20 protein-coding genes are annotated in these 25,162 nt (G+C 71.4%); 12 read left to right on the forward strand and 8 right to left on the reverse strand.

The annotated features are described in order from the left end of the window. Positions 1 to 17 precede the first annotated feature (17 nt). Positions 18 to 965, reverse strand: a complete 948-nt coding sequence (locus ORI60_RS27995) for a chitinase (RefSeq protein WP_266040984.1) — start codon at positions 963 to 965, stop codon at positions 18 to 20. A 197-nt stretch (positions 966 to 1,162) separates the two neighbouring features. Here ORI60_RS27995 and ORI60_RS28000 point away from each other — a divergent pair, with 197 nt between their 5' ends. Beyond that, a complete protein-coding gene (locus ORI60_RS28000) occupies positions 1,163 to 4,300 on the forward strand; it encodes an ATP-dependent helicase (RefSeq protein WP_266040985.1) in 3,138 nt (1,045 codons plus the stop codon). Positions 4,301 to 4,397: 97 nt separating this feature from the next. Beyond that, on the forward strand, positions 4,398 to 7,760 hold the full coding sequence (locus ORI60_RS28005) for an ATP-dependent helicase (protein ID WP_266040986.1): 3,363 nt from the start codon (positions 4,398 to 4,400) through the stop codon (positions 7,758 to 7,760). A gap of 652 nt (positions 7,761 to 8,412) precedes the next feature. Here ORI60_RS28005 and ORI60_RS28010 read toward each other — a convergent pair. After that, the gene (locus ORI60_RS28010) at positions 8,413 to 8,952 is read right to left on the reverse strand and encodes a hypothetical protein (protein WP_266040987.1); all 540 of its coding nucleotides are present in this window, start codon (positions 8,950 to 8,952) and stop codon (positions 8,413 to 8,415) included. Positions 8,953 to 9,028: 76 nt separating this feature from the next. After that, positions 9,029 to 9,409: a MauE/DoxX family redox-associated membrane protein gene (locus ORI60_RS28015; RefSeq protein WP_266040988.1), complete on the reverse strand. Its 381-nt coding sequence runs from the start codon at positions 9,407 to 9,409 to the stop codon at positions 9,029 to 9,031. Positions 9,410 to 9,471: 62 nt separating this feature from the next. Here ORI60_RS28015 and ORI60_RS28020 point away from each other — a divergent pair, with 62 nt between their 5' ends. The 3 genes from ORI60_RS28020 (at position 9,472) to ORI60_RS28030 (ending at position 12,658) form a co-directional block, all read left to right on the forward strand. Further along, a complete protein-coding gene (locus ORI60_RS28020; protein ID WP_266040989.1) occupies positions 9,472 to 10,914 on the forward strand; it encodes a M20/M25/M40 family metallo-hydrolase in 1,443 nt (480 codons plus the stop codon). Continuing rightward, entirely contained in the window at positions 10,911 to 11,954 is a 1,044-nt protein-coding gene (locus tag ORI60_RS28025) for a potassium channel family protein (RefSeq protein WP_266040990.1), read from the forward strand. Before ORI60_RS28020 ends, ORI60_RS28025 begins: the two co-directional genes overlap by 4 nt. Before the next feature lie 68 nt (positions 11,955 to 12,022). Beyond that, a complete protein-coding gene (locus ORI60_RS28030) occupies positions 12,023 to 12,658 on the forward strand; it encodes a hypothetical protein (RefSeq protein WP_266040991.1) in 636 nt (211 codons plus the stop codon). Here ORI60_RS28030 and ORI60_RS28035 read toward each other — a convergent pair. Next, positions 12,627 to 13,082: a hypothetical protein gene (locus ORI60_RS28035; RefSeq protein ID WP_266040992.1), complete on the reverse strand. Its 456-nt coding sequence runs from the start codon at positions 13,080 to 13,082 to the stop codon at positions 12,627 to 12,629. The genes ORI60_RS28030 and ORI60_RS28035 overlap by 32 nt on opposite strands. A 43-nt stretch (positions 13,083 to 13,125) precedes the next feature. Beyond that, positions 13,126 to 13,707 carry a hypothetical protein gene (locus tag ORI60_RS28040; protein ID WP_266040993.1) on the reverse strand — a complete coding sequence of 194 codons (582 nt, stop codon included), beginning with the start codon at positions 13,705 to 13,707 and terminating at the stop codon, positions 13,126 to 13,128. An 80-nt stretch (positions 13,708 to 13,787) separates the two neighbouring features. Between ORI60_RS28040 and ORI60_RS28045 the strand changes: the two genes are divergently transcribed. The 3 genes from ORI60_RS28045 to ORI60_RS28055 are packed head-to-tail and all read left to right on the forward strand — an operon-like array spanning position 13,788 to position 16,222. Continuing rightward, positions 13,788 to 14,456 (forward strand): response regulator transcription factor, encoded by a 669-nt coding sequence (locus ORI60_RS28045; RefSeq protein ID WP_266040994.1) that lies wholly within the window; start codon positions 13,788 to 13,790, stop codon positions 14,454 to 14,456. Then, the gene (locus ORI60_RS28050) at positions 14,453 to 15,730 is read left to right on the forward strand and encodes a sensor histidine kinase (RefSeq protein ID WP_266040995.1); all 1,278 of its coding nucleotides are present in this window, start codon (positions 14,453 to 14,455) and stop codon (positions 15,728 to 15,730) included. Before ORI60_RS28045 ends, ORI60_RS28050 begins: the two co-directional genes overlap by 4 nt. 12 nt (positions 15,731 to 15,742) lie before the next feature. After that, positions 15,743 to 16,222: a hypothetical protein gene (locus ORI60_RS28055; protein ID WP_266040996.1), complete on the forward strand. Its 480-nt coding sequence runs from the start codon at positions 15,743 to 15,745 to the stop codon at positions 16,220 to 16,222. Here ORI60_RS28055 and ORI60_RS28060 read toward each other — a convergent pair. The 3 genes from ORI60_RS28060 to ORI60_RS28070 all read right to left on the reverse strand — a co-directional run bounded on the left by ORI60_RS28060 (position 16,219) and on the right by ORI60_RS28070 (position 19,498). Further along, positions 16,219 to 17,112: a neutral zinc metallopeptidase gene (locus ORI60_RS28060; RefSeq protein ID WP_266040997.1), complete on the reverse strand. Its 894-nt coding sequence runs from the start codon at positions 17,110 to 17,112 to the stop codon at positions 16,219 to 16,221. The genes ORI60_RS28055 and ORI60_RS28060 overlap by 4 nt on opposite strands. A gap of 12 nt (positions 17,113 to 17,124) precedes the next feature. Further along, positions 17,125 to 18,333, reverse strand: coding sequence for a neutral zinc metallopeptidase (locus tag ORI60_RS28065; RefSeq protein WP_266040998.1), 1,209 nt, complete (start codon positions 18,331 to 18,333; stop codon positions 17,125 to 17,127). 127 nt (positions 18,334 to 18,460) lie between these two features. Next, a complete protein-coding gene (locus ORI60_RS28070; RefSeq protein WP_266040999.1) occupies positions 18,461 to 19,498 on the reverse strand; it encodes a neutral zinc metallopeptidase in 1,038 nt (345 codons plus the stop codon). Between the two features lie 372 nt (positions 19,499 to 19,870). On the opposite strand from ORI60_RS28070, the gene ORI60_RS28075 reads away from it, so the two are divergent. From ORI60_RS28075 to nudC, 4 genes are read left to right on the forward strand one after another with little or no spacing between them, the layout of a single operon-like run. Continuing rightward, entirely contained in the window at positions 19,871 to 21,520 is a 1,650-nt protein-coding gene (locus tag ORI60_RS28075; RefSeq protein WP_266041000.1) for a DUF2207 domain-containing protein, read from the forward strand. A gap of 9 nt (positions 21,521 to 21,529) precedes the next feature. Further along, positions 21,530 to 22,813, forward strand: coding sequence for a M16 family metallopeptidase (locus tag ORI60_RS28080; RefSeq protein WP_266041001.1), 1,284 nt, complete (start codon positions 21,530 to 21,532; stop codon positions 22,811 to 22,813). Then, positions 22,810 to 24,198, forward strand: a complete 1,389-nt coding sequence (locus tag ORI60_RS28085; protein ID WP_266041002.1) for a M16 family metallopeptidase — start codon at positions 22,810 to 22,812, stop codon at positions 24,196 to 24,198. Before ORI60_RS28080 ends, ORI60_RS28085 begins: the two co-directional genes overlap by 4 nt. Continuing rightward, a complete protein-coding gene (gene nudC / locus ORI60_RS28090) occupies positions 24,195 to 25,142 on the forward strand; it encodes an NAD(+) diphosphatase (protein ID WP_266041003.1) in 948 nt (315 codons plus the stop codon). Before ORI60_RS28085 ends, nudC begins: the two co-directional genes overlap by 4 nt. Positions 25,143 to 25,162 lie beyond the last annotated feature (20 nt).

The raw sequence follows: 25,162 nt of genomic DNA on the forward strand, positions 1-25,162 counted from the left end.
GCCACCGGAGAAGTCTTCTACCCGGTGAACTTCGCCAGGGCCTTGGTGAACTCGTAGGTCTGCTGGTTGATGCCGCTGCACGAGGAGCTCATGGCCCCGCAGTTGCCGCGGTCCCGGTTCACGGCCCAGAACGACACCCGTGACAGGTGCCTGGAGTTGGACCAGGCGACGATGTCGCGGAAGTTCTGCGGGGTGACGGTCTCGCCGGTGTCGGTCTTGCCGTTCATCGACGACAGGCCGCTGCGCCGGTACGCCGCGTCGTCGGTGAGGCCGTACGTCGACTTGACGTGGTTCTTCAGGCCGTCGACCGCGCTCTTGGTGTACGCGACCATGTCCCCGCCGCTGCCCCAGTCGAACGGCATGACGGCCCACGTGTCGATCGGTGCGCCGAGTTCCTTGGCGCGCGTGATCAGGCGCTTGCCCCAGGAGTTCGGGCCGGTGCGGTCGGTCGGCATGGTGACGACCGTCTTCACGCCGGGGTTGTTCTGCTTGATGATCTTCAGTGCGCCGAGGACGCGGTCCTGCGTGGTGTTGTTCTCGAACTCGGCGGCCTCGATGTCGATGTCGATCGCCTTGAGCGCGTAGGCGTCGATCACCTTCTGGTAGGCGCCGGCGAGCGCGGCCGGCGAACTGCAGAACTGGCCCAGCTTGTTGCCGGACCAGCCGCCGATCGACGGCACGGCGTCACCGCCGGCCGCGCGGATCGAGTTGATCAGGGTCTTGTCCGATCCGGTCAGCGAGCGGGAGCCGTCCCACTTCGGGTTGCACGTGCCGTCGCTGAGGATGAACGCGAGGGTGAACGACCTGATGCCCGTCTGCTGCATCACTGTGGCGGGATCGGGCTGGCCGCCCCACTGGTAGAGGTAGGGCGCCGCGAGCACGGGGTTGACGGCCGCCTGTGCGGTCGTGGGCAGCATGATCGCCGCGCACGTGGCGGCGACTGCGCCGACGAGGAACCGCTTCATCAGTCCTCCAGAGACTGCTCGGTCCAGGGCGGCGGAGCTGGCAGTGAGGGGGCTCACAACGTCTTCAAAAATGGACTAGACCACCGCTCTCTGTCAAGAAGGTAGACGGAATCGGCTCCTGGATCGTCGGGCCCTGTTTCGCGCTGGTCCCGGCAGGCTCTGACGATCTTGTCGGTGCCGCGTGGTGCAATCGGGTCGTGGCACTTGCACCCCAGCTGGTCCGCCGGAAGCCGGAGACGCGCCCGCGTCCCCGGTGGGACGCCGCTGCCCAGCGGGTCTTCGAGCACGAGGGCTTCGTCCGGGTGCTCGGCGGCCCCGGCACCGGCAAGACGACGCTGCTCGCCGAGCTGGCCGCGCACGTCGTGCTGGAGCGCGGGGCCGATCCGGAGAACGTGCTCGTGCTGACGGCGAACAGGCGCGCGTCGGTGGCGTTGCGCGCGCGGATCACGCAGTTGCTGACGGGCCGGTTGTCGGCGATCCGCGAACCGCTCGTGCGGACCGTGCACTCCTACGCGTTCGCGGTACTGCGCACCCAGGCGGTGCTGCTGGGCGAGCCGCCGCCGCGGTTGCTGTCGGGCCCGGACCAGGACGCGATGGTGCGCGAACTGCTCGCCGGTGACGTGGAGCTGGGCGCGTTGAAGTGGCCGGAACGGCTGCGGCCCGCGCTGGAGCTGCCCGGGTTCGCGCACGAGCTGCGGGATCTGCTGCTGCGCGCGGCGGAACGCGGGCTGGGGCCGGAGGACCTGATCGAGCTCGGCGAGCAGCACGGGCGCGACGAATGGGTCGCGGCCGGGCGGTTCGGGGCGCAGTACGAGGCGGTGAACCTGCTGTCCGGGATGGACTCCGCGACGGCGTACGCCCCCGCCTACGACGCGGCCGAGCTGGTGTCGTCGGCCTACGCGGCGTTCGTGAACGACGAGGACCTGCTGTTCGCCGAACGGCGGCGCGTGCGGTACCTGCTGGTCGACGACGCGCAGCACCTCGACCCGATGCAGTACTCGCTGATCCGCTCGCTCGGGTCGGGGGCCGCGCGGTTCGTGCTGGCCGGTGATCCGGACCAGGCGATCTTCACGTTCCGCGGCGCCGATCCGGAGATCCTGCGCGACGCCGACGGCGAGACGGTCGTACTGCGGCAGTCGCACCGGATGATGCCCGAGGTCCGGGACGCGGTGGCCCGGCTGGCTGCCCGCCTGCCCGGCGCCTCACCTGCCCGCGCGGTCGATCCGGTCGACGGCGAGGGCTCCGTGCAGGTGCGGCTGCTCGCGTCGTCCGCGCAGGAGGCGGCCTGGGTGGCGGACCAGCTGCGGCGTTCGCACCTGGCGGACGAGGTGCCGTGGTCGCAGATGGCCGTGGTGGTGCGGTCGGCGACGTTGTCCCTGCCGGTGCTGCAACGGGCCCTGCTCGCCGCCGGTGTGCCGGTGTCCGTCGCGTCGGACGAGCTGCCGCTGGCGCAGCAGCCGTCCGTGCGTCCGTTGCTCGCTCTCGTCCGTGCCGCCGCCTCGCCGGGCTCGCTGGACGAGGACACGGCGGCGATGCTGCTGTCCTCCTCGTACGGTGGCGCGGATCCGTTGGCGCTGCGGCGGTTGCGGCGTGGTCTGCGGCGCCTGGAGATGGCCGCGGGAGGTGACCGGCCGAGCGGTGACCTGCTGGTCGAGGTCGTGGAGACCGGGGACAGGCTGGCCGCCCTGGAGGACGCGGAGTCGTTGCCCGCGCGGCGGATCGGGCACCTGCTGGCGTTGGCGCGCAAGGCGATCGAGGCGGGCAAGTCCGTCGAGGTCGTGCTGTGGGACCTGTGGACGGCCACAGGTCTGCAGGAGCGCTGGGTGGCGCAGTCGGCCCGGCGCGGGCTGCTCGGCATGCAGGCGGACCGCGATCTCGACGCGATCGTGGCGTTGTTCGAGGCGGCCGCGAAGTACGTCGACCGGTTGCCGGGGTCGGGTGTCGCCGGGTTCGCGGACTACCTGGAGTCGCAACGGATCGTCGGCGACACGCTGGCCGCCTCGGCCCCGACCGGCGAGGCGGTGTCCGTGCTGACGGCGCATTCGGCCGCCGGGCGCGAGTGGGAGGTCGTCGCGGTCCCCGGCGTCCAGGAGGGCAGCTGGCCGGACCTGAGGCTGCGCGGCACGGTGCTCGGCGTCGAACGCATGGTGGACGTGCTGGCCGGGCTGGAGCCCTCGGTGTCGGCGGTGGCGCCGATCCTCGCAGAGGAACGCCGGCTGCTGCTGGTCGCCGCCTCGCGGGCGCGGTCGAAGCTGCTGATCAGCGCCGTGCGGGGGGAGGACGAGCAGCCGTCGCGGTTCCTCGACGAGATCGAGTCGTCCGCCGAGGACGAGCGGAAGCTGCACCGGCCGCAGCGCGGCCTGGTGCTCGGCGAACTGGTCGGCGAGCTGCGCCGGGTCGTGTGCTCGGACTCCGAGGACCCCGACCGGCGTGCGCGTGCCGCCGAGCAGCTGGCCCGGCTCGCCGAGGCGGGCGTGCCCGGCGCGCACCCGGAGTCCTGGTACGGCCTCGCGGAAGTGTCCGTCGACGCTCCACTGTGGACCGAAGAGCAGAAGGTCAGCGTGACGCCGTCGACCATCGAGGTGATCACGAAGTGCCCGCTGCGCTGGGTCGTCGAGCGGCACGGCGGGCAGGACCCGGCCGAGCTCGCCTCGGTGACGGGCACGCTCGTCCACGCACTGGCACAGGCGGCGTCGTCCGGTGCCGACGCCCAACAGCTCAGGGCGAAGCTCGACGAGGCGTGGGCCGCCGTGGACGCCGGCGCCCCGTGGTTCTCCCGCCGCGAACGCATGCGGGTGGAGAAGATGCTCGACACGTTCCTCGCGTGGCTGGCCATGAGCCGCAGCCAGCTCACGCAGGTCGCGGTCGAGGAGGAGATGGTCGTCGACGTGCCCAAGCGCGACGGCGGGCCGTGGCTGCAGGTCAGGGGCCGGGTCGACCGTCTCGAGAAGGACGAGGACGGCCGCCCGGTGGTGATCGACCTCAAGACCGGCAAGAGCCCGGTGTCGCGCGAGGCGTCGCAGGAACACCCGCAGCTGGCCGTCTACCAGCTCGCGTCGTCGCTGGGCGGCTTCACCCACATCGGACTCGGAACCGAGCCAGGCGGTGCCCGCCTGCTCTACGTCGCGAAGGAGGACAAGAAGACAGGAGCCGTCGAACGCACCCAGGCGCCGCTGGACGAGCAGGGCGTGCAGGCGTGGCTGGAGGTCGTGCAGGGCGCCGCGGAGTCCGTGCTCGGGCCGAACTACACGGCGCGGGAGAACGCCGACTGCGACCGCTGCCCGGCCCGCACGACGTGCCCGGTCCACCCGTCCGGCCGGCAGGTCAGCGAGTAAGTACTGTTGACCTGCGTGTTTCACACGCTCGAACTGTCGGCGAACACACCGTCCCGGGTGGTGCGGACGCGTCCGGCCCGGGTAGGAAGATGTACTGGTGACCGTCAGCCCGTTTGAGATCGCTGAGGCGCTCGGGCTGAACAAGCCGACTCCCGAGCAGGCCGAGGTGATCGCCGCACCAGCGCAGCCCGCGCTGGTCATCGCGGGCGCCGGAGCCGGCAAGACCGAGACCATGGCCGCGCGCGTCGTGTGGCTGGTGGCCAACGGGCTTGTACTGCCCGATCGCGTGCTCGGCCTCACGTTCACGCGCAAGGCCGCGCGCCAGCTCGCCGACCGGGTGCGTGCCCGGCTGCGCAGGCTGGCCGGATCGTCCCTCCTGGACGATCTCGACCCCAGCGGCGAGCGCAAGATGGCCGTGCTGACCGGCGAGCCCGTGGTGCTGACGTACCACGCCTACGCGGGACGCCTGGTCACCGAGCACGGGCTCCGGTTGCCGGTGGAGCCCGGCGTGCGGCTGCTGACGCAGACGGCGTCGTGGCAGCTCGCGCACCGGGTGGTGTCGACGTGGGCCCGCGACCTGGACACGGACAAGGTGCCGGCGACGATCACCGGGTACCTGCTGTCCCTGGCCGGGGAACTGGGCGAGCACCTGGTGACACCCGAGGCGTTGGAAGCGCACGCCCTGGAGTTCTGCGCGCTGGTCGAGAACGCGCCGCGCGCGCCCCGCCAGCGGGACGCGTTGCCGGAGAAGCTGCGCGAGATCGTTGCGGCACAACGGCTGCGGATCGCGATGCTGCCGTTGCTGGACGCGTACCAGCAGCGCAAGCGCAAGGAAGCCGCGCTGGACTTCGCGGACCAGATGTCGCTGGCAGCGCAGCTGGCCGCCTTCGACGAGGTGTCCACCGGGGAACGCGAGCGGTACGGCGCCGTCCTGCTGGACGAGTACCAGGACACCGGGCACGCGCAACGCGTGTTGCTGCGGTCGTTGTTCGGCGAGGGAAAGCCGATGCCGGTGACGTCCGTGGGCGACCCTGCACAGGCCATCTACGGCTGGCGCGGGGCGTCGGCCGCGAACCTCCCGCGCTTCGCCGACGACTTCCCGCCGACGAAGAAGTTCGGGCTGCTGACCAGTTTCCGCAACCCGCCCGAGGTCCTCGAGCTCGCCAACGCCGTCTCGCTGCCGTTGCGGGAGGCCGGACTGGACGTCGAGGAGCTGCGCGCGAGGCCCGGTGCCGGACCGGGCGACGTCCGGCTGGCGTTGCACGCCGACATCCGCCAGGAGCTCGACTGGATGGCGGACAACGTCGCGGCGCAATGGGAAGCGCACCTCGACACCGAGGGCGTGCCACCGACCGCCGCCGTGCTGGTGCGCCGCCGTTCGGACATGTCCGCCATCGCCGCGGCCCTGCGCGAACGCGGCCTGCCGGTCGAGGTCGTCGGCCTCGGCGGCCTGCTGGACGAACCCGAGGTGCGCGACCTGGTGTCGGCCCTGAGGGTGCTCGTCGACCCCCTGGCGGGCACCGCCGCCGCCCGCCTCCTGACCGGCTCGCGCTGGCGCCTGGCGGCCGTCGACCTGGCCGCCCTGTGGTCCCGCGCCCGCGACCTGGCGGGCGTCGCACCGCGACAGTCCGTTGTGGACGATCCACTGCTGGTGCTGGCGGACGCGTTGCCCGGCGAACACGCCGAACAGGCGGGCCTGGCCGACGCCCTCGACGACCCAGGCGACCCGGACGCCTACTCCACCGACGGCTACCGGCGAATCCGGCGGCTCGGCGGCGAGCTCGCGGCGTTGCGGCGCAGGCTCGACCAGCCGCTGCCCGAACTCGTGGCCGACGTCGAACGCACCCTGCTGCTGGACATCGAGTCGATGTCGCGCCCCGGCATGGTCGGCCGCGCCCACCTGGACGCCTTCGCCGACGTCGTGACGGACTTCGCCGCCGCCTCCCCGTCCGCCACGCTCCCGTCGCTGCTCGACTACCTCTACACGGCGGAGCACGCCGAAGACGGCCTCGAACCCGGCGAGGTCGAGGTCTCCGAAGACCGCGTGCAGATCCTCACCGTCCACTCCGCGAAGGGCCTGGAGTGGCACATCGTCGCGCTGCCGCACCTGGTCCGCGACGTGTTCCCGGGCCGCAAGAAGTCCTCGTGCTGGCTCAAGTCCGTGACCGAACTGCCCGCCCCGCTGCGCGGCGACGCGGCCGACCTGCCCACGTTGAAGCTGTCCGCCGGCTACAACCGCAAGGAGGTCGACGAGGCGCTCACCATCCACGCCGAGGAGTTCGAAGAGCGCCGCCTCGTCGAGGAACGCCGCCTCTTCTACGTGGGCGTCACCCGAGCCGAACACAGCCTGCTGATGTCGGGCCACTGGTGGGCCGAGGCAGGCGACAAGCCCAAGGGCCCGTCGGTCTTCCTGCAGGAGATGCACGAGGTCCTGCAACGCGACAACCCGCCCGGCGACGTGTCCTGCTGGGCACCCGAGCCGGACGCGGACACCCCGAACCCGCTAGCCGAGGACGTGAAGTCCTCGATCTGGCCGTCCGACCCCCTGGGCAAACGCCGCGACGCCGTGGTCGAGGGAGCCCAGATGGTCCTGACCGCCCTGGACGCCCTGCGCAACGCACCACCACAACCACTACCGCTGATCTTCGAAGAGCCCCCGGCCGAAGTGCTCGACGAGGACTACCCGCCCCCCACCGACGAGCCCCCGGACGAGGACTTCCCGCCGGAGCCCGAACCACTCCCGGACGACGTCGTACCCGACGACCCGGAACTCCCCCTGGACGACGACCCGGAAGGCTGGGCGAAGGACGTGGACGTCCTCCTGGCCGAACGCGCCGCCTCCCAGAACCGCCGAGAACAGGTGGCCCTCCCAGACCACCTCTCGGTCTCACAACTGGTGGAACTGGCGAAGGACCCGGACCTCCTGGCCCGCCGCCTGCGCCGCCCGCTCCCGTTCCCCCCGAACCCCCTGGCCCGCAGGGGCACGGCCTTCCACACGTGGCTGGAAAACCGCTTCGGCGCCACCCGCCTCCTGGACATAGACGAACTACCAGGCGCAGGCGACGCCGACGCAGCCCCGGACGCGGACCTGGAACGCCTGAAGGAGTCGTTCCTGGCCAGCGCCTGGTCAGACCGCACCCCGCACGACGTGGAAGTGCCGTTCGAGGCGGAGTTCGACGGCATCTCGGTCCGCGGCCGCATGGACGCCGTGTACCGCGACCCCGACGGCTGGACCGTCGTGGACTGGAAGACGGGCGCGGTCCCGGACGCCGAGGCCCTGCCCGCCCTGTCCGTGCAGCTGGCGGCATACCGCCTGGCATGGGCGGCCCTGTCCGGCGCGCCGCTGGAGCAGGTGCGGGCCGCTTTCCACTACGTGCGGCACGACCACACGGTGCGGCCGGCGGACCTGCTGGACGAGGACGGCCTGAAGGACCTGATCCGGTCGGTGGAGACGACCTGATCCGCTCTCTGGGGGCTGACTGTGGAGCGAACCTGATCTTCTCGGAGTCATGATCGCGAGTTGTCCACAGGTTGCGACTTTCTGACCTGCGGTTATCGGCTGCTGGGTAGCCTGTGGATAGACGGGAACCCAAAGCGCGTTTCACTCGTTGCGTGACAAGGAAGCGCGCGGGGGCAGCAGCGGCTCGGCCTCCGTCGGGTCCGGCCGCCGTCATGATGGTGTGCGAGGGCTGTGGCGTCCGGAAGAGCTGTGGCGTCGTAGACCGCGCGCGAGGGGCGGCAGCGGCCGTTGGCCTGGATGCGGTGGCTCGGACCGGCTCAGTTCTGCGGGCAGCTGTCAGTTGCGGCGCAGCGGCCCTGCGGTGGGTTCAGCTCCGCGGCTGCTGCCATCCAGTGCGCGCGGCGGGCCCCACAGCCCAGCCCTGCAACCAGCCAGCGTGCGGCTACTCAGCCCTGCGGGCAACGCAGCCCTGCGGCCTGCCGCCAGTCGGTACGTGCGGCCACTCAGCCCTGCGGGCAACGCAGTCCTACGGCCTGCCGCCAGTTAGTGCGTGCGGCCACCCAGCCCCGCGGCCGACCCAGTCCTGCGGCCTGCCGCCAGTCGGTACGTGCGGCCGACCCAACCCTCCCGCCAACCAGCGCGTGCAGCCGCCTCAACCCTGCGGGCTACTCCCAGCAGGCGCGTGCGAAGCCTTCAACACCCGCTCATACAAAACCTCAAGCAACCACCGCCCGAACAACGAAGGCCCGAACTCAGGCGACCGGTCCTCAGGCGGCACCATCAACTCGGCCACGCTGTCGTCACCCACGACGACACCGATCCCGTAGTAGTCGAGCTCGATGAACGACCAGGCCTGCGACTCATCGGTGCGGGGCAGCATCACCGCGCACGGCGCCAGGGTCAGGAGGGTGCCGCAAGACTGGAGAGCCCGGTCCGTAGTGGACTCGCTCACCAGCACGCCGACCAGTTCCACGGCGGCCACGGGGAGGCGGTCGTGTGCTTCTGGCTCGAACCACGAGCGGAACCACGACGGGTCGGCTCGCGGGGGCCAGCCGTTCTCGGTTCTCCACTCGTGCACGTCGGGCAGCAAACGCACTACCGCGGACACCTGCTGGCCCAGGACGGCGACGTCGGGAACGACGACTCCGTCCCAGCCGAGTGCGGTCGCGGCGCGCTGAAGGAGCGTTTGCACAGGGCGCATCCTAAGGTTCCTCGCGCAGAAAATGACAGCGCTTGCGGGATACTTGGTTAAGGATTACCCAGGGTGGTCATGGTGAGGCTTTCGCCACTTTCCAGGCCCATGCGACAAGTGGGATCTGCAGAGGCAGGCGGCCGTAGGCGATGGCGCGGGCTTTGGGCGACTTGTCCCGGAAATCCAGAGCCATTTTCACGTTCGCTGGGAACACGGCCACGAAGAGTGCGGCCGCCGCGAAAGCGCCGAGACGGCGGGTTCGGGGCGCTGCCACTGCGGCGGCCACGGCCAGTTCGGCTGCGCCTGACGCGTACGTCCACTGCCTCGGGGTGCCGGGCAGCGTGCGCGGGACGATCGCGTCGTAGTACTTCGGCCTGGTGAAGTGGGTTGCTCCCGCCAGGCCCAGCAGTGCGGCGAGCGCCAGCGCCGACCGCGCTCGGGAACGGGTTGGTTCCATGGCGTCACCCTGTCATGCCTACGCCGCGTAGGCGAGACGGGGCTGCCCTATTCTCCACGGCCGTGGCAGGTGATTCTCGTCATTCCGAACGCACCGCAAGCACCGAACGCGCCGCTGTCGCCGCGCTGACCGATTCCTTCGTGGCCGGGCTCTGCGAGTGGATCAGGATTCCGAGCATCGGAGTCGACCCCGCGCACCACGCTGACGTGCGGAGATCCGCCGAGTGGCTGGCGGACGCCCTCAGGGAGGACGGCTGGCCGGAGGTCGAGATCTGGGGCGACGGGCCGGCGTTGCCCGCCGTGTTCGCCTGCTGGCCCTCCGCCGATCCGGACGCGCCCACCGTGCTCGTCTACGGGCATCACGACGTCCAGCCCGTCGATCCGCTCGAGAGGTGGGAGCATCCGCCGTTCGAGCCGGTGATCAGCGGCGATGAGATCCGGGGGCGCGGCGCCAGTGACGACAAGGGGCAGGTCGCGATGCACCTGCTCGCGGTCAAAGCGCATCTTGCGGCCACCGGGCAGAATGCGCCGAGCGTCACGCTGAAACTCTTCGTCGAAGGCGAGGAGGAATCGGGATCGCCGCATCTGCGAAAGCTGCTCGAAGATCACGAAGGTGAACTCGGATGTGATCTTGTGGTGTTCACCGACACCGCATTGCACGAACGGGACGCGCCGACGGTCACCACTGGGCAAAGAGGTGTTCTCGGCGCGGAAATCACGTTCGAAGGCGGCACGGACGACGTGCATTCCGGGCGCGCGGGCGGTGCGATTCCGAACCCGGCGACGGCGCTCGCGAAACTGATCGCCGCGCTGCACGACGACGACAGCCGGGTGCGGCTCGAAGGCTTCTACGACGACGTCCTGGAACCGTCCACAAAGGAGCGCGAGGACTACGCCGCGCTGCCGTTCGACGAGCTGAAGTGGCTCCAGGGCAACGGTGGTGGCGCGCAGGGCACCCACGGCGAGACCGGTTACAGCACTCTCGAACGGATCTGGGTGCGGCCCACGGCCGAGGTCAACGGCATCAGCGCCGGCTACACCGGTCCCGGCCTGAAGACGATCATCCCCGCGAGCGCCACCGCGAAGGTCAGCTTCCGGCTCGTGCCCGACCAGCACCCGGAGAAGGTCGCGCGGCAGCTCAGCCGGTTCGTCGCCGAGCACACCCCGCCGGGCATCAGGGCGCGGGTCGGCTTCCGGGGCGAGGGGGTGCCGCCGTACGCGATCAGCCCCGACGACCCGGCCAACGACGCGGTCAAGCGGGCGGTGGAACTCGCGTTCGACCAGCCCGTCCGGTTCGCGCGGGCCGGCGGGTCCGGGCCCGCGGCGGTGCTCCAGCAACGGCTGGGGGTGCCCCTCGTGTACCTCGGCGCGACCTTGCCGGATGATCGCGTCCACGCGCCGAACGAGCGCGTAGTGGTGCCGTTGCTCCTCAAAGGCGCGGAGGCGGCCGCTCACCTGTGGCGGATGCTTGCCCAAGCGGAGATCGCGAAGAGGTTGTCCCGATGAGCCTGTCTGATGAAGCGTCGCACTCGCTCGTCGGCGTGATCAGGATGCCGGACAAGGTCGAGAGCCCTGTCCGCGCGATCCTGAAGCGCGTCATCGGCGCGATGGGGGCGCTGCTGCTCGCGGTGATGATCGTCTACCTGGACCGCGACGGCTACCGCGACGTGAACGAGGACGGCGTCTCACTGCTCGACGCGTTCTACTACGCGACGGTGTCCCTCTCGACGACCGGCTACGGCGACATCACGCCCGCGTCGTCGTCGGCCCGTCTGATCAACGTCCTGGTCATCACGCCGTTGCGGGTGCTGTTCCTGATCGTGCTGGTCGGCACGACACTCGAAGTTCTCACCGAGCGCTCCCGTCAGGCGTTGCGCATTCAGAAGTGGAGGCGGGTCGTGCGGGACCACGTTGTGGTCGTCGGTTACGGCACCAAGGGGCGGTCCGCGGTCGCGGCCCTGCTCGGCGACGGTGTCGACCCCGGCTCGATCGTCGTCGTCGACACCGTGCAGGAGTCGCTGGACGCGGCGTCCGCCAAGGGATTGGTCGTGGTGCACGGGTCCGGTACGCGCAACGACGTGCTGAAGGTCGCCGGTGCGGCCCGTGCGCGCGCGATCGTCGTCGCGCCGAACCGGGACGACACGGCGGTGCTGGTGACGTTGACCGCCCGCGAACTCGCCCCCAAGGCGCAGATCGTGGCGTCCGTGCGGGAACGCGAGAACGAGCACCTGCTCAAGCAGTCCGGTGCGGACTCGGTCGTCGTGTCGTCCGAGACGGCCGGCCGCCTGCTCGGCATGGCCACGGCGACGCCGTCCGTCGTGGCGATGGTGGAGGACCTGCTCACGCCCGACGCGGGGCTGGCCATCGCCGAGCGGGACGTCGAGAAGAACGAGATCGGCGGATCGCCGCGGCACCTGCCCGACATCGTGCTCGGCGTGGTGCGGGACGGGACGCTGTACCGGGTGGACGCTCCGGAGGCCGACGCGATCGAGCCGGGAGACCGGCTGCTCTACGTCAAGAAGGTGACTCCACCCGGAGAAGAGTGAATCGGCGCGCGCCGCGTAGTCCAATGAGGGGCTTCCCGCCACCGGGGAGCCGTGCCCCTGGAGGACGTGTGGATCTGCCGCTGGTCCTGACCCTGATCGGCCTTGTCGTGCTGGTCGTGGTCGTGGTGCTCTCGATCGTGAACACCGGGGAGGAGAGCGGGAGGCTCCGCTCCGCCACGGCGGCCATCCGTTCGCTCGAGCGCCTGGCGGGTGCACCGGGATGGACGAAGGTGTCCGACCAGGAGGACATGCCGGCCGGGCGGATGAGCGGCCTGCCCGGGTTGGGGCGGGGCGGCACCGTGGCGGGAGTCCGCGAGGGGCGTGCCGTCCGGGTCGCCGTCTTCTCCTCGACGACTTCCGGCGGGCTCGGCACCACCGGTCACTCCCACGTCGGGAGAACCGTCCCGGCGCTCGTGGTGGTGCTGGACACACCGGAACTCACCGAAGACCTGCGGATGGACCCACCCCGGGGCTCCCGCGGCTACGAGATCTCGGCCGATCTGGCGCCGGACGCGGAACGCAGGGTCATCGCCCAGCTCAAGTCGTACGAACCGCCCGCCGTGGACATCGCCGACGGCGTCGCGTGCTTCACCTTCACCGACATGGACCTGGCTGAGCAGATCGACGACGTTGCCGCCATGGCGTGCGACGTGGTCGAGATCCTCGTGAACGCTAAGAGGCCGGTTCCGCCCGGCGAGGAGTAGGCATCACGGCCGGTGCGCGCAGAGGCGCGTAGCGGAAGAGGAACGCGTAGAAGCCGCCCGCCAGCGCTGCCATGCACAGCAGCAGCGCGGTGAGGCGGCGCCCGACCGGGAGCCCGACGGGCAGAGAGGCGGCGGAGGACACCATGTCGCCGCCGGTGTTGACGATCTCGACGGTCTCGCCCTTGGTGTGACCGCAGCCGTCGAGCTTGGCCTGCTTCTTCTCACCGCCGGCGTCCCATTCGACGGTGTCCATGCCTTTGCCGCACGAACCGCTCTCGACGACTGTCGCCGTCACGGGTCTAGGGGGTTCCTCGGCGCCCAGCACCCTGGCAGGCACCAAGAGCGCGACCGCGACCCCTATCCCGACCAGTCCGACGACCAGCAGGATGAACACCCATCTGTCCGGGCTTCGCGGAACCGCCACACTGCGATGTTCGCAGACGCGGCGGCCCGCGTGGAGCCCAGGTTTACTTCGGCAGCTGACGCAGCTGCTCCACCTTGATGGTCCTGCCGTCGGTCACCGAGCCCTTCACGGCGACGAGATCGCCGTTCTTCGGCTTCTCGGTCACCGAGGACAGGTCCAGCGGCGTCTGCAGCCCGTCGACCTGGATCAACGTGGCGTTGTCGCCGTTGACGTCCTTGACGGTGCCGCGCGCCTGGGCCTTCGCCAGCGCCACGTTCAGCGCCTTGCCGTCCTTCACGCGCACGGTCACGCGCTGGTCGGCCTTGAGCCCGGCGAGGTCGCCCCCGCGCAACCGGGTGGAACCGTCGGTGGTCAGCGACACCTCGCTGCCGTCGTCCTTGGTGATCGTGAGCTTGCCGGTCTCGACCGACTTGACCCGTCCGACGACGAGAGTGCTGTCCTTGAGCTTGGCCTTGTCCGGACGGCCGGGCTTGCCGGGGCCGCCGGGTGCGCCGAGGTGGCGCTCCGCGAACGCCGCGTTCGGTGGGCGGTCGGGGCCTTCGGCCGCCGTCGCGACCGCGATGCCGCCGACCGTGAGGCCGACGGCCGCGACGATGGCACCGGCCCACGCTGATTTCTTCGACATGCGCACCAGCGTGCGCGCGCATGCTGAGCGCAAGCTGAAGGCGAGTCGCCCGAAGTCCCGATGATCAGCAGAATGGTGAGGTGTCCGCCAGGGTGTTGGTGATCGAGGACGCCGAGGCGATCGGTGCCGCGGTGTCGTCCGCGCTGCGCGAGTCCGGGTACGACGTGCAGCACCGCCTGGACGGGCGCCAGCTGGAGGCCGACCTCGGTCGCTTCCGCCCCGACCTGGTCGTGCTCGACGTGATGCTGCCCGGCCGCGACGGCTTCCAGTTGCTCGAGGTCATCCGCCGCTCGTCCGGCGCCGGCGTGGTCATGCTGACCGCGCGCGACGGCGTCCCGGACCGGCTGCGCGGACTCTCCGGCGGCGCCGACGACTACGTGGGCAAGCCGTTCGTGCTGGCCGAGCTCGTGGCACGGGTCTCGGCGGTGCTGCGCCGCCTCGGCCGCACGCCGTCGACCGTGCAGGTCGGCGACCTGGTCGTCGACGCCGACGCCGGTGTCGTCATGCGCGCCGACCGGCCGATCGACCTGACCGCGACCGAACTGCGGCTGCTCGTGTACCTGGCGGCCCAGCGCGGACGCGTGGTGTCCAAGACGCAGATCCTCACGGCCGTGTGGGGTTACGAGGACTACGACCCGAACCTGGTCGAGGTCCACGTCAGCGCCGTGCGCCGCAAGATCGAGGAGCACGGCACCAGGCTCGTCCACACCGTGCGCGGCCTGGGGTACGTGCTGCGGGCCGACGAATGAACCTCCGCACGGTCTCGTTGCGCCGGCGGGTGGCGGTGTCCGTGCTGCTCGTGCTGTTCCTGGTGCTCGTGGCGCTGGTGATCTCGGTCGACCGCACGTTCGCCGGGCAGTCCTCCAAGGACGTCGACGGCGTGCTGAACAACGCCGGGGCGCGCGCGGTGGAGATGCTGAGGAACGGCAGGCGTCCGGCCGAGGTCGTCAACGTGCTGACGAAGCGGAACATCCACGTCACCATCGAGCTGCCCAACGGCACGACCGTCGGCAGCGCGCCCGAAGAGGGGCAGTTCGAGCGCCAGGTCCGCACCGTCCAGCGCAACAAGGTCACCCTCTACGCCGACACCGAGGCGATCTCGCAGGCACAGCACCGGCTGCGGAAACTGCTGCTGATCCTGGGACTCGCGGCGATCGGCATCACCGGCGTGCTGATAGTCGTGGTGGTGCGCAAGGCATTGGCGCCGCTGGACGCCATGACCTCGCTGGCCCAGGCCATCGCCGCCGGGCACCGGGGCGGAAGGCTCAATCCGTCCAGGACCGACACCGAACTGGGACGGACCGCCGCCGCGTTCGACGGCATGCTCGACTCGCTGGAGGGCTCCGAGCAGCGCACCCGGCGGTTCGTCGCCGACGCCGCGCACGAGCTGCGCACGCCGATCACCGGCGTGCAGGCCGTCGCCGAGGCGCTCGTGCAGGCCCCCGTCGACTCACCCGACCGGGACCAGATGTCGTTCCTGCTGGTCAGGGAGGCCAGAAGGGCGGGACGGCTGGTGGACGACCTGCTCGCGCTCGCCCAGCTCGACGCCGGGTACGAGATGCAGCGCGAGTCGGTGGACCTGCTGGCACTGGCCGAGGCCGAGGTCGCACGCACCCGGTTCGTCGCGCCGGACTTCGACATCGCCGCGGAGGGCGTCCCGGTCGCCGTGGTCGGGGACGGGCAACGGCTCGCGCAGGTGCTCGCCAACCTGGTCGACAACGCCCGGCAGGCGACCGGTCCACAGGGGACCGTCCGGATCCGGGTCGACCTCACGGGGTTCACCGTGTCCGACGACGGGCCCGGCGTGCCCGAGGCCGAACGCGAGCGGATCTTCGACCGGCTGGTGCGGCTCGACGACGCCCGCGACCGGCGGTCCGGCGGGTCCGGGCTGGGCCTCGCGATCGCACGCGGCGTGATCCGGGCGCACGGCGGAGACCTGACCTGCGAACCGTCCGAGCGGGGAGCCGTGTTCCGGGTGGTGCTGCCCTCCGTAAATCCGGTCGCCGAGCCGAGCCGCGTTTGATTCCATCGGCGTGTGGACGCGGACGTGGTGGTGCAGTGGGTGAGGACCGAGTGGACCAAGCAGTCCCGCGGTGAGCCCGGCGCGACCCGGCGCAACGCCGTGCCGGTCGGGTTCGCGCTGCCGCACCTGAAGCCCGCCGTGCACGAGGTGCGCCTGCGCGAGTGGGAGGACTTCGCCCCCGTGTGGTCGAAGGAGAGCGACGAGATCGACCGGCTCGCGCTCACCCTCCGCGAGGACGGCGACGTGCTGTCCGTGCAGCTGCAGGACACCATGCACGCGACGCCGCGGCGGTGGAACCGGCCTTCGCCGGTCAGGCTGGCCCGCGGCGAGTGGGTCCGGTGGCAGCTCAACCACCGCTGGCAGCGGCCGCGCGACGGCGGCTACAACTACCTGCTGACCACGCTCAACCTGGCCTACGGCTCACCGGGTGACGCGAAGGTGTTCCTCGGAACGCCCACGCGTCACGTCGACGAGCAGACCCATCTCCGCTAGCCGACCTCAGCCGCGGACGCCGTGAAGGTGTTGCAGGCGTCCGTCGAGTTCGCCTTGAAACCGGCGGCCGCCCACTGCGCCTGGTTCTTCGCGGAACCGTGCGCGTTGTTCTCCGGCTTCTCCTCGATCGCGAACTGGAAGTCCTCCTGCGCCTGCCGCGCGAGGCCCGCCGTCAGCGAACCGCGCCCGGCCGCCGAGCTCAGGAACATGCCCGCGAAGCAGTTCGCCTGCAGCTCGATCCGCCGCGACATCTCCAGGCCCGCCGGGGTCTTCTCGCCCGCGTCGGTGATCTTCAGGTCCGCCGCCCGCAGCAGGCCCGTCAGCGCCTGGACGTGGTGGCCGTACTCGTGCGACAGCGTGGCCAGGTGCGTCGCCGGGGCGTCGCCGCCGCCGTTGTCGCGCAGCCGGGACGTCGGCATGTAGATCGTGCGGTTGCGGCCGCAGTAGTAGGCCACCGCGTGGTCGGACTCCGGCGCCTCGCCGCACGGGCCGTCCTTGAGCACCGGCGAGGCGTCCAGCACGGGCTTGTCGAACGGCAGGTTCGCCGCCGTCAGCAGCGGGCCCCAGGCGGTGTCCAGGCACTCGACGCCGGCCGCGTAGTAGGCGGCCAGCTGGCCGTCCGAGGTGCCGAACTGCGGCAACGCGCAGGTCACCGGGGTCAGCGAGGCCGGCTTCACCAGCAACGGGTGGTCGGCCAGGCGGAAGACGGCCCGCGGTCGGATCGCGGTCGACGGCTCGCCGGGAGGGGTCGACGCCGGGCGCGCACCGGCCAGGGCGTGGCCGGTGACGACTCTGGGACGGCTCAGTTGACCGATTCCGAGGACGAACGCGACCACCAGCACGAACACTCCCGCGAACAGGACAGGGTTGTTCTTGGCTGGTCGGGTCACGTTCTCCCCTTCCTAGGAGACGGCGCCTGGATCGGCTGCCCAGGTGTTGCAGTCGGACGCCTTGTTCGACTTGTAACCGCGGTCCACCCAGATCGCGTTGTTCTGCGGGGTGCCGTGGTCCTTCGTCGGGTAGATGTCGTAGTCACCCCGGTTGCCCGCGTCGGTCAGGGCCACCCGGATCACCTCGATCGGAATCGCTCCGTGCGACAAAGGGGCCAGCGACATGCCTCCGAAGCAGGTCGCCTGCAGCTCCATCCGGCGGTTCAGGTCGAGGCCCTTCGGAGTATCCCACCCGCCCGCGTCGTACTGCGCGCGGTCCGAGGCTTTGAGCATTCCGGTGAGCCACTGGATGTGGTGGCCGTACTCGTGGGCGAGCTGGCCCAGGTACTTGCCGGGGTGGTTGGGGTTGTTCGGGTTGCGTTCGGCGGCGTAGGCGTTCGCCGTCCAGTAGATGCCGCCCTGGCAGTACCGCGCCGTCTGGTCCGGGCGGACCGTGCCGCACGGGTACTGCGCGGTCTCGGTGATGACGTGCAGCTCGACCGGCTGGTACGGCAGGTTCGCGGCGTTCAGCGCCGGCTTCCACATGCTCTCGATGCACGGCAGCGCGGCGCGCAGGAATCGGTCCTGGCCCGCCGGGGAGTAGTCCATCGGCGGCAGCGCGCAGCCGGAGATCGTGTTCGCGCCGAAGCCCGGCTTGAGGAACGGGTGGTCCGCCAGCGCGTAGACGGCCTTCGGGCCGGCCGGGGTCGCCGGGGCGGACGGCGTGCGCGACGCCGGGGCGCGCGGGGCGCTGCTCGTCGCCGGCGGGGCCTCCGTCGTCGTCGGGAGGGTGAACGTCGGGCTGTACGTCGTGTAGTTCGAGTAGCCCGCGTCCTCCACCTTCTTGTTCAGGGTCGCCGCGAAGACGCCGACCGCGCCGAGGCCGAGGACCACGACACCGCCCAGGATCAGGGCGATCAACGGGCCGTTGTTCCTGCGGCGCGGCGGCATCGGCGGATACGGGCCGTAGCCGGGAGGCGGGCCCCACGACGGCTGCGGCGGCGGCATGACCTGGCCGGGAGGCGGCGGAGGGCCGTAGTAGCCGGGCGGCGGGCCCTGCGGCGGCATGCCGTACGGGGGCGGAGGGCCCTGTGGCGGACGCTGCCCGAGCGGTGCGGGCATCGGTGGCGGCCCGACCGGGCGAGGCGGCGGCCAGTTGCCCGGTGGCGGTGGTTGCGTCATCGCCGGAGGTCCCCCCAATGGTCATCCTGGGTCGGGTACGAGCATAGGCGGACCGGGATCGCTCGTCCCCCGACCGGGCTAAGGCGTCCCCTCCACCTCCTTGAGACGCACGGGCCGGGGGATCGGTTCACGAGACGTCCGCGGGGCTCGCCGCCCACGTGTTGCACGCGTTGATCTTGTTCTGCCGGTGGCCGTGCATCACCCAGCGGTCGTTGTTCGGCGCGCTGCCGTGGTCCGGCCTGCGGTTGTAGTCACCGCGCTTGCCCGCGTCGCTCAGACCGGTGTTCACGACCTCCATCGGCACGACGTTCCTGTGCGAGAACGGTGCCAGCGTCATGCCGCCGAGGCAGGTGGCCTGCAGCTCCAGCCTGCGGTTGAGCTCCAGGCCCTTCGGGGTGTCGAAGCCGCCGACGTCGTACTGGGCCTGGTCGGCGGCGCGCAGCATTCCGGTGAGCCACTGGACGTGGTGGCCGTACTCGTGGCTGAGCTGCCCCAGGTAGACGCCGGGGTGCCGGACCGTGGAGCCGCCCTCGTTCGCGTAGAAGCCGCCGGGCCAGTAGATGACACCGCGGCAGAACATCGCCGTCGTGTTGTTCTGCCGCGAACCGCACGGCGTCTGCGTGGTGCCGGTGAACACCTGCAGCTCGGCCGGCTGGTACGGCAGGTTGGCGGCCTTGAGCGCCGGCTGCCACGCCTTCTCGATGCACGGCAGCGCGGCCTCGAGGAACCGCTTCTCGCCCGCGGGGCTGTATTCCATCTGCGGCAACGGGCACGAGTCGAAGTCGTTCGCGCCGATGCCGGTGCTGAAGATCGGGTGGTCGGCGAGCTTGTAGACCGCCTTCGGGCCCACCGGGGTCTGCTGCGTGCTCGGCGAGCGGGTCGACGAGGTGCGCGTGGACGTCGTCGTGGTGGTCGTCGTCGTGGTCGACGTGTAGGTGTAGGTCGGGCTGTACGTCGTGTAGTTCGAGTAGCCCGCGTCCTTCACCTTGTTGTTCAGCACCGCCGAGAAGACACCGATCGCGCCCAGGCCGAGGACCACGACGCCGCCGAGGACGAGCGCCAGGACCGGCCCGCCGCTGCTCCGGCGGGGCGGCGCCATCGGGTGGGGCGGTGGTGCGAACCCGCCGGGGTGCGGGTGGCCCCACGTCGGACGCGGTGGGGGCATGACCGGACGCGGCGGCGGCATCATCGGGCGCGGCGGGGGAAGCGGCATGCGGCCGGGCGGCGGGCCGTACGGGGGAGGCGAGCCCATCGGCGGGCCGTAAGGGGGAGGCGGCCCCATCGGTGGCGGGCCTGCCTGAGGCCGGTGTCCCGGCGGCGCACCGTGCGGAGGCGGCGGTCCCATCGGCGCACGCGCGCCGGGCGGAGGTCCCTGGACGGGGCGGGGAGGCATCGGCGGCCCGTACGGCGGTGCGGCCGGCACGGGCGGCGGGCCCACCGGCCGCGGCGGTGGCTGTGTCATCGCCGAAGATCCCCCAGATGGCGTCTGTTCCAAAGTCCGCCGGAGCATATGAGGACTCCGCTATTGTCCGCAGCCGTGTCGAAGAACTGGGGTGCGGCGATCTTCGTCGCCGTCGCGCTGACGTCCGTCACGTCTCCCGGGACGGCGGCCGGCGCGCTCGCGCAGCCGCTTCCCGGCACCGTCAGCACCGAGGTGCGGATGAAGCTGGAGCGCGACGCCCGGCTCTCCGTCACCGAGACCGTCCAGGTGCCCGACGGCAGGACCGTCAAGCGGACCGTCCCCTTGCGACTCGCGGCAGGCGACGACCTGGAGCGCCAGTACCAGGTCACCGACGCGAAGGTCGAGGGCAAGGGCAGCACCTCCACGAACGACGACAGCTTCTCCGTCACCCTCGAGGGCGGCCAGTCCACGCTGACCTACACGGTCGTCGGCGCCGTCGCCCCCGTCGGTGACGCGCTGGAGGTCCGCTGGCAGGTCGCGGGCGGCTGGGACACCGAGCTCGACAAGGTCTCCGTCTCCTTCTCCGCACCCGACTCCCCGACGTCGGTGAACTGCCTCGCGGGCCCGGTCGGCTCGTCGCAGCCGTGCACGAGCGCGGACCTCGCGGACGGCAAGGGCGTGCGCGCGCAGGAGATCAAGCTCGGCGCCGGCGAACGCGTCGACGTCGCGATCGGACTGTCCGCCGGGGTCGTGCCCCCCAACGCCGTCGTGGTCGAGCAGTCCGGCCTCGCGGCCGCGTTCGCGCTCACGCCGGCCAGCGGTGCCGCGCTCGGCGGGCTGCTGGTGCTGCTCCTCGGCGGTGTCGCGCTGCTGTGGTACCTGCGCGGCCGGGACGCGGCGGCGCTCGCCAGCGAGGTCGGCGCGGTCTCCGTGCTGGTCCGCGACCAGGACGACCGGGTCGCCTTCGCCTCCCCGGACGGCGTGCTGCCCGGGCAGGTCGGCACCGTCGTCGACGAGCACGTGGACGTCGTCGACGTGACCGCCACGGTCATCGACCTCGCCGTCCGCAACTACCTGTGGATCGCGGAGATCGGCCAGGAGGGTGGTTTCGGCCACGACTGGCAGATCGTGCGCCGCAACCCCGTGGACGACTCGCTGTCCGGCTACGAGAAGGCCGTCTGCGAGGCGCTGCTGCCCCGGGGCGTGGACGCGGTGAGCGTGTCGGCGCTGCGCGGCAGGCAGATCGACCTCGCGCAGGTCCGCGACCGGCTCTACGCCGACGTCGTGGAGAAGCGCTGGTTCGTGCGCCGCCCGGACGCCGAGCGCAACCTGTTCTGGTGGGCTGGAATCGTGATCGCGGTGCTCGGCGTGACCGCCACGGTCGTGCTGGCGCTGACGGTCGGCAACGCCCTGTTCGGACTCGTCGTCGCGGCCGGGGGTGTCGCGCTCGCGTTCGGGGCGCGGTCGATGCCCGCCCGCACCAAGCGCGGCAGCGAGTTGCTGGAGCACGTCCGCGGCCTGCGCGGCTACCTCGCCGGGGTGACGCCGGACGACGTCCCGGAGGCCGACCGCGAGCTCGTGTTCTCCCGGTCGCTGCCGTACGCGGTGGTGCTCGGCGAGACCGAGCGCTGGATCGGCACGTTCGGCCGGCAGGACCTCTACTGGTACGGCAACTCGGGAACCGGCTCGGACTTCCGGCGCAGCTTCCCGGCGTTCCTCGGGGCTCTCGACGGCGTGCTCGCCCAGGCGGGCCACCTGCGATCGCTCCGGACGCCGAACCCGTAGTCTTGCTCCATGGCCTCACCCGAACTGCACAGGTTCACGTTGCCCAACGGCCTGCGGGTGGTGCTCGCCCCCGACGCCAGCGCACCGGTCGTCGGCGTCAGCGTGCACTACGACGTCGGCTTCCGTTCCGAGCCGGAGGGGCGCACCGGGTTCGCGCACCTGTTCGAGCATCTGATGTTCCAGGGCAGCGAGAGCCTGGAGAAGCTCGCCCACTTCCGGCACGTGCAGTCGTCGGGCGGCACGTTCAACGGGTCCACGCACCCCGACTACACCGACTACTACCAGGTGCTGCCGTCCGCGGCCCTGGAGCGGGCGCTGTTCCTCGAAGCGGACCGCATGCGCGCGCCGAAGCTCACCGAGGAGAACCTCCGCAACCAGATCGACGTGGTGAAGGAGGAGATCCGGCTCAACGTGCTGAACCGCCCGTACGGCGGGTTCCCCTGGATCCTCCTGCCCGCGGTGCTGTTCAAGACGTTCGCCAACGCGCACAACGGCTACGGCGACTTCGTCGACCTGGAGAGCGCGACGGTCGACGACTGCGCGGAGTTCTTCGACACCTACTACAGCCCGGCGAACGCGGTGCTGACGGTGGCGGGCGACCTCGACGTCGAGACCACGAAGACGTTGGTGGAGAAGCACTTCGGTGACGTGCCCGCGCGGCCGCGCCCGGAGCGCCCCTCGTTCGCCGAGCCCGCCCCGCAGGGCGAGGTGCGCCACGAGCACGGCGACGCGCTGGCCCCGCTGCCCGCGATCGCGATCGGCTACCGCGTGCCCGACCCGGTCACCGACATCGACGGCTACCTCTCGTACCTCGTCCTCGCCGGCGTGCTCGCGGACGGCGACGGCTCGCGCCTGCAGCAGCGCCTCGTGCACCGCGAGGGCATCGTGATCGACCTGAACGCCGGCTGCGGCCTGTTCGGCCCGCTCGAGGCCCGCGACCCCGACACGTTCAGCATCACCGCGATCCACGCCGCCGAGGTCTCCGCCGACCAGGTCGTCGCGGCCATCGACGAGGAACTGCAGAAGCTCGCGCAGGAGCCGCCGTCGGCCGAGGAGCTCGCGAAGGTCACCGCCCGCTGGGCGTCGACCATGCACAAGGAGCACGACCGGCTCACGAACCGCACGCTGGGCCTCGGCTCGGCGGAGCTGTTGTTCGGCCGTGCCGAGCTGATCTACGAACTGCCGGAGCGGATCGCCTCGGTGACCGTCGACGAGGTGTCGGCCGCGGCCAAGGCGCTGCGTCCCGACTCCCGCGCCCTTCTCTTCGTCAAGCCCACCGGAGGAGCTCAGTGACCGCCGCCAAGACCCATCGCTCGGCAGACGAGATCGGCCGCACCGAGGCCGGTCCCCGTCCGCTGCCGGAGCTGGGATCGCAGAAGGTGGCCGCCGAGCTGTCCACTGTGGACACCACGCTGCCGAACGGCCTGCGCGTCATCGCCGTGCGCCGCGCCACGGTGCCGATGGTCGAGGTGCGGCTGCGCGTCCCGTTCGCGGACCCGGCCGGCACCAGCACCGGCTCCCGGCACGCCGCGGTGGCCGAGATCCTCGCGAACACCGTGCTGACCGGCACCGAGAAGCGGTCGCGCGTGCAGATCGACACCGAACTGGCGCTGGTCGGCGGCGAGCTCGACGCCGTGGTCGACCCGGAGCGCCTGAGCTTCACCGGCAACGCCCTGGCCTCGGGCCTCGGCACGGTGCTGGAGGTGCTGGCCGACGTCCTGACCGGTGCCTCCTACCCGGCCGAGGAGCTGGAGCGCGAGGGCGCCCGCCTGGTCGAGCGCATCACGATCGCCCGCTCGCAGCCGAGCGTCATCGCGCGCGAGGCGTTGCAGAAGGTCCTGTACGGCGACCACCCGTACGCGAAGGAGATGCCGGAGGCCGACGAGGTCGCCGCCGTCACCCGCGACGACGTGGTGGCGTTGCACGCCAAGGCTCTGCTGCCGCGCGGCTCGGTCCTGGTCGTCGTCGGCGACGTCGAGCCCGCCGACGCCGTGGCGCAGATCGGCGAGGCGCTGGCGGCGTGGCAGGGCGACGGCGAGGCCGTCCAGCTGCCGCCGCTGCCGCAGGTGTCCGGTGGCGACGTGGTGCTCGTGCACCGCGCCGGCGCCGTGCAGTCGCAGATCCGCCTCGCGGCGCAGGCGATCCCGCGCACCGACGAGCGCTACCCGGCGCTGCAGCTCGCGAACCTGGTCTACGGCGGGTTCTTCTCCTCGCGCCTGGTCGAGAACATCCGCGAGGACAAGGGCTACACCTACAGCGCCCGGTCTCACCCCGAGTTCACCGTGCACGGCGCGACGTTGCTGATCGACGCCGACACGGCCTCGGACGTGACGGCGGCGGCCCTGCTGGAGACCCGCTACGAGCTGGCGCGCCTCGGCCTCGTGCCGCCGTCGGAGTCCGAAGTGGACACCGCGCGCAGCTACGCCGTGGGCACGCTGCTCACCAGCACGTCCTCGCAGGGCGGCCTGGCGTCGTTCCTCGTGAACCTCGTCGCGCTGGGTCTTGGCATCGACTGGCTGGTCGCGCACCCGCAGCGCCTCGCGGCCGTCACGCCGGAGCAGGTGGCCGCGGCCGCGCTGGAGTTCTTCGCCCCCGGCAACTTCACCGGCGTGCTCGTCGGTGACGCCGAGCTGCTCAAGCCGAAGCTGGCCGCGCTGGGCGGGGTCTCGTTCCAGTGACCTTCGAACTAGTCGGTCTGCCCGCGCTGTCGCGGTTCGCGGTCGACCGGTGCGAGCCGTTGCGCGGCGACGACGAGAAGCTCGCCGCGCTCTGGCCCAAGGCCCGGATGATCGTCGTCGACACGCGCGGCCGCACGCTGGTCGCCGATCGCGGCACGCGGCTGGCCGACCGGCCGGCCCAGGAGTTCGGCGACCAGCCGCCCGTGAACGCCGTCCTGCTCGGTGAGCAGGACGGCGTGGCCTGGTTCGCCGTGCTGATGCCCGCCGAGGACGGCGAGGTCGTGCCGGCGAGCCGCGCCTGGGGCCCGCCGGAGCTCACGGACGAGCCGCAGTGGCTCGACCTGCGGCAGGCCGGTGCGACCCTCGACGACATGTCGGCCGGGCTGTTCACCACGGCCGCCGCGCTGTTCCAGTGGCACCGCCTCGGCAAGTACTGCGCCAAGTGCGGGGCCAGGACGGTGCTGGAGAAGTCCGGCTGGACGTCGGTCTGCTCCGGGTGCGGCCGGGAGGAGTACCCGCGCACCGACGCGGCGGTGATCTGCCTCGTGCACGACGGTGCCGACCAGGTGCTCGTCGCCCGCGGGCCGGAGTGGCCGGAGGGCCGGTTCTCCGTGCTGGCCGGGTTCGTCGAGGCGGGCGAGTCGCTGGAGGCCTGCGTGGCGCGGGAGATCGCCGAGGAGGTCGGCGTCTCGGTGCGGGACATCCGGTACCTCGGGTCCCAGCCCTGGCCGTTCCCGCGGTCGTTGATGATCGGGTTCGAGGCCGTGGCCGATCCCGCGGAGCCGTTGCGGCTCGCCGAGGGCGAGATCGCCGAGGCCAAGTGGGTGACGCGGGCCGACGTCCGCAAGTCGATCGAGGAACCGGGCAGCGTTCCCGGGCTCGGCCTCGCCGGTGGTGCGTCGATCGCGTTCCGGATGCTGCAGAGCTGGTCCGTCTCGGCGTAGGCCGTGCCGGACAGGTCAGG

Source organism: Lentzea sp. NEAU-D7, assembly GCF_026242055.1.
Taxonomy (GTDB): Bacteria; Actinomycetota; Actinomycetes; order Mycobacteriales; family Pseudonocardiaceae; genus Lentzea.

What these genes read in the sequence shown, in the direction of transcription:
- ORI60_RS28080 (WP_266041001.1), top strand. Translation starts at nt 21,530, where the DNA reads ATGGCCTCACCCGAACTGCACAGGTTCACGTTGCCCAACGGCCTGCGG.
- ORI60_RS27995 (WP_266040984.1), bottom strand. Translation starts at nt 965, where the DNA reads ATGAAGCGGTTCCTCGTCGGCGCAGTCGCCGCCACGTGCGCGGCGATC.
- ORI60_RS28015 (WP_266040988.1), bottom strand. Translation starts at nt 9,409, where the DNA reads ATGGAACCAACCCGTTCCCGAGCGCGGTCGGCGCTGGCGCTCGCCGCA.
- ORI60_RS28040 (WP_266040993.1), bottom strand. Translation starts at nt 13,707, where the DNA reads ATGTCGAAGAAATCAGCGTGGGCCGGTGCCATCGTCGCGGCCGTCGGC.
- ORI60_RS28070 (WP_266040999.1), bottom strand. Translation starts at nt 19,498, where the DNA reads ATGCCCCCACCGCGTCCGACGTGGGGCCACCCGCACCCCGGCGGGTTC.
- ORI60_RS28065 (WP_266040998.1), bottom strand. Translation starts at nt 18,333, where the DNA reads ATGACGCAACCACCGCCACCGGGCAACTGGCCGCCGCCTCGCCCGGTC.
- ORI60_RS28025 (WP_266040990.1), top strand. Translation starts at nt 10,911, where the DNA reads ATGAGCCTGTCTGATGAAGCGTCGCACTCGCTCGTCGGCGTGATCAGG.
- ORI60_RS28050 (WP_266040995.1), top strand. Translation starts at nt 14,453, where the DNA reads ATGAACCTCCGCACGGTCTCGTTGCGCCGGCGGGTGGCGGTGTCCGTG.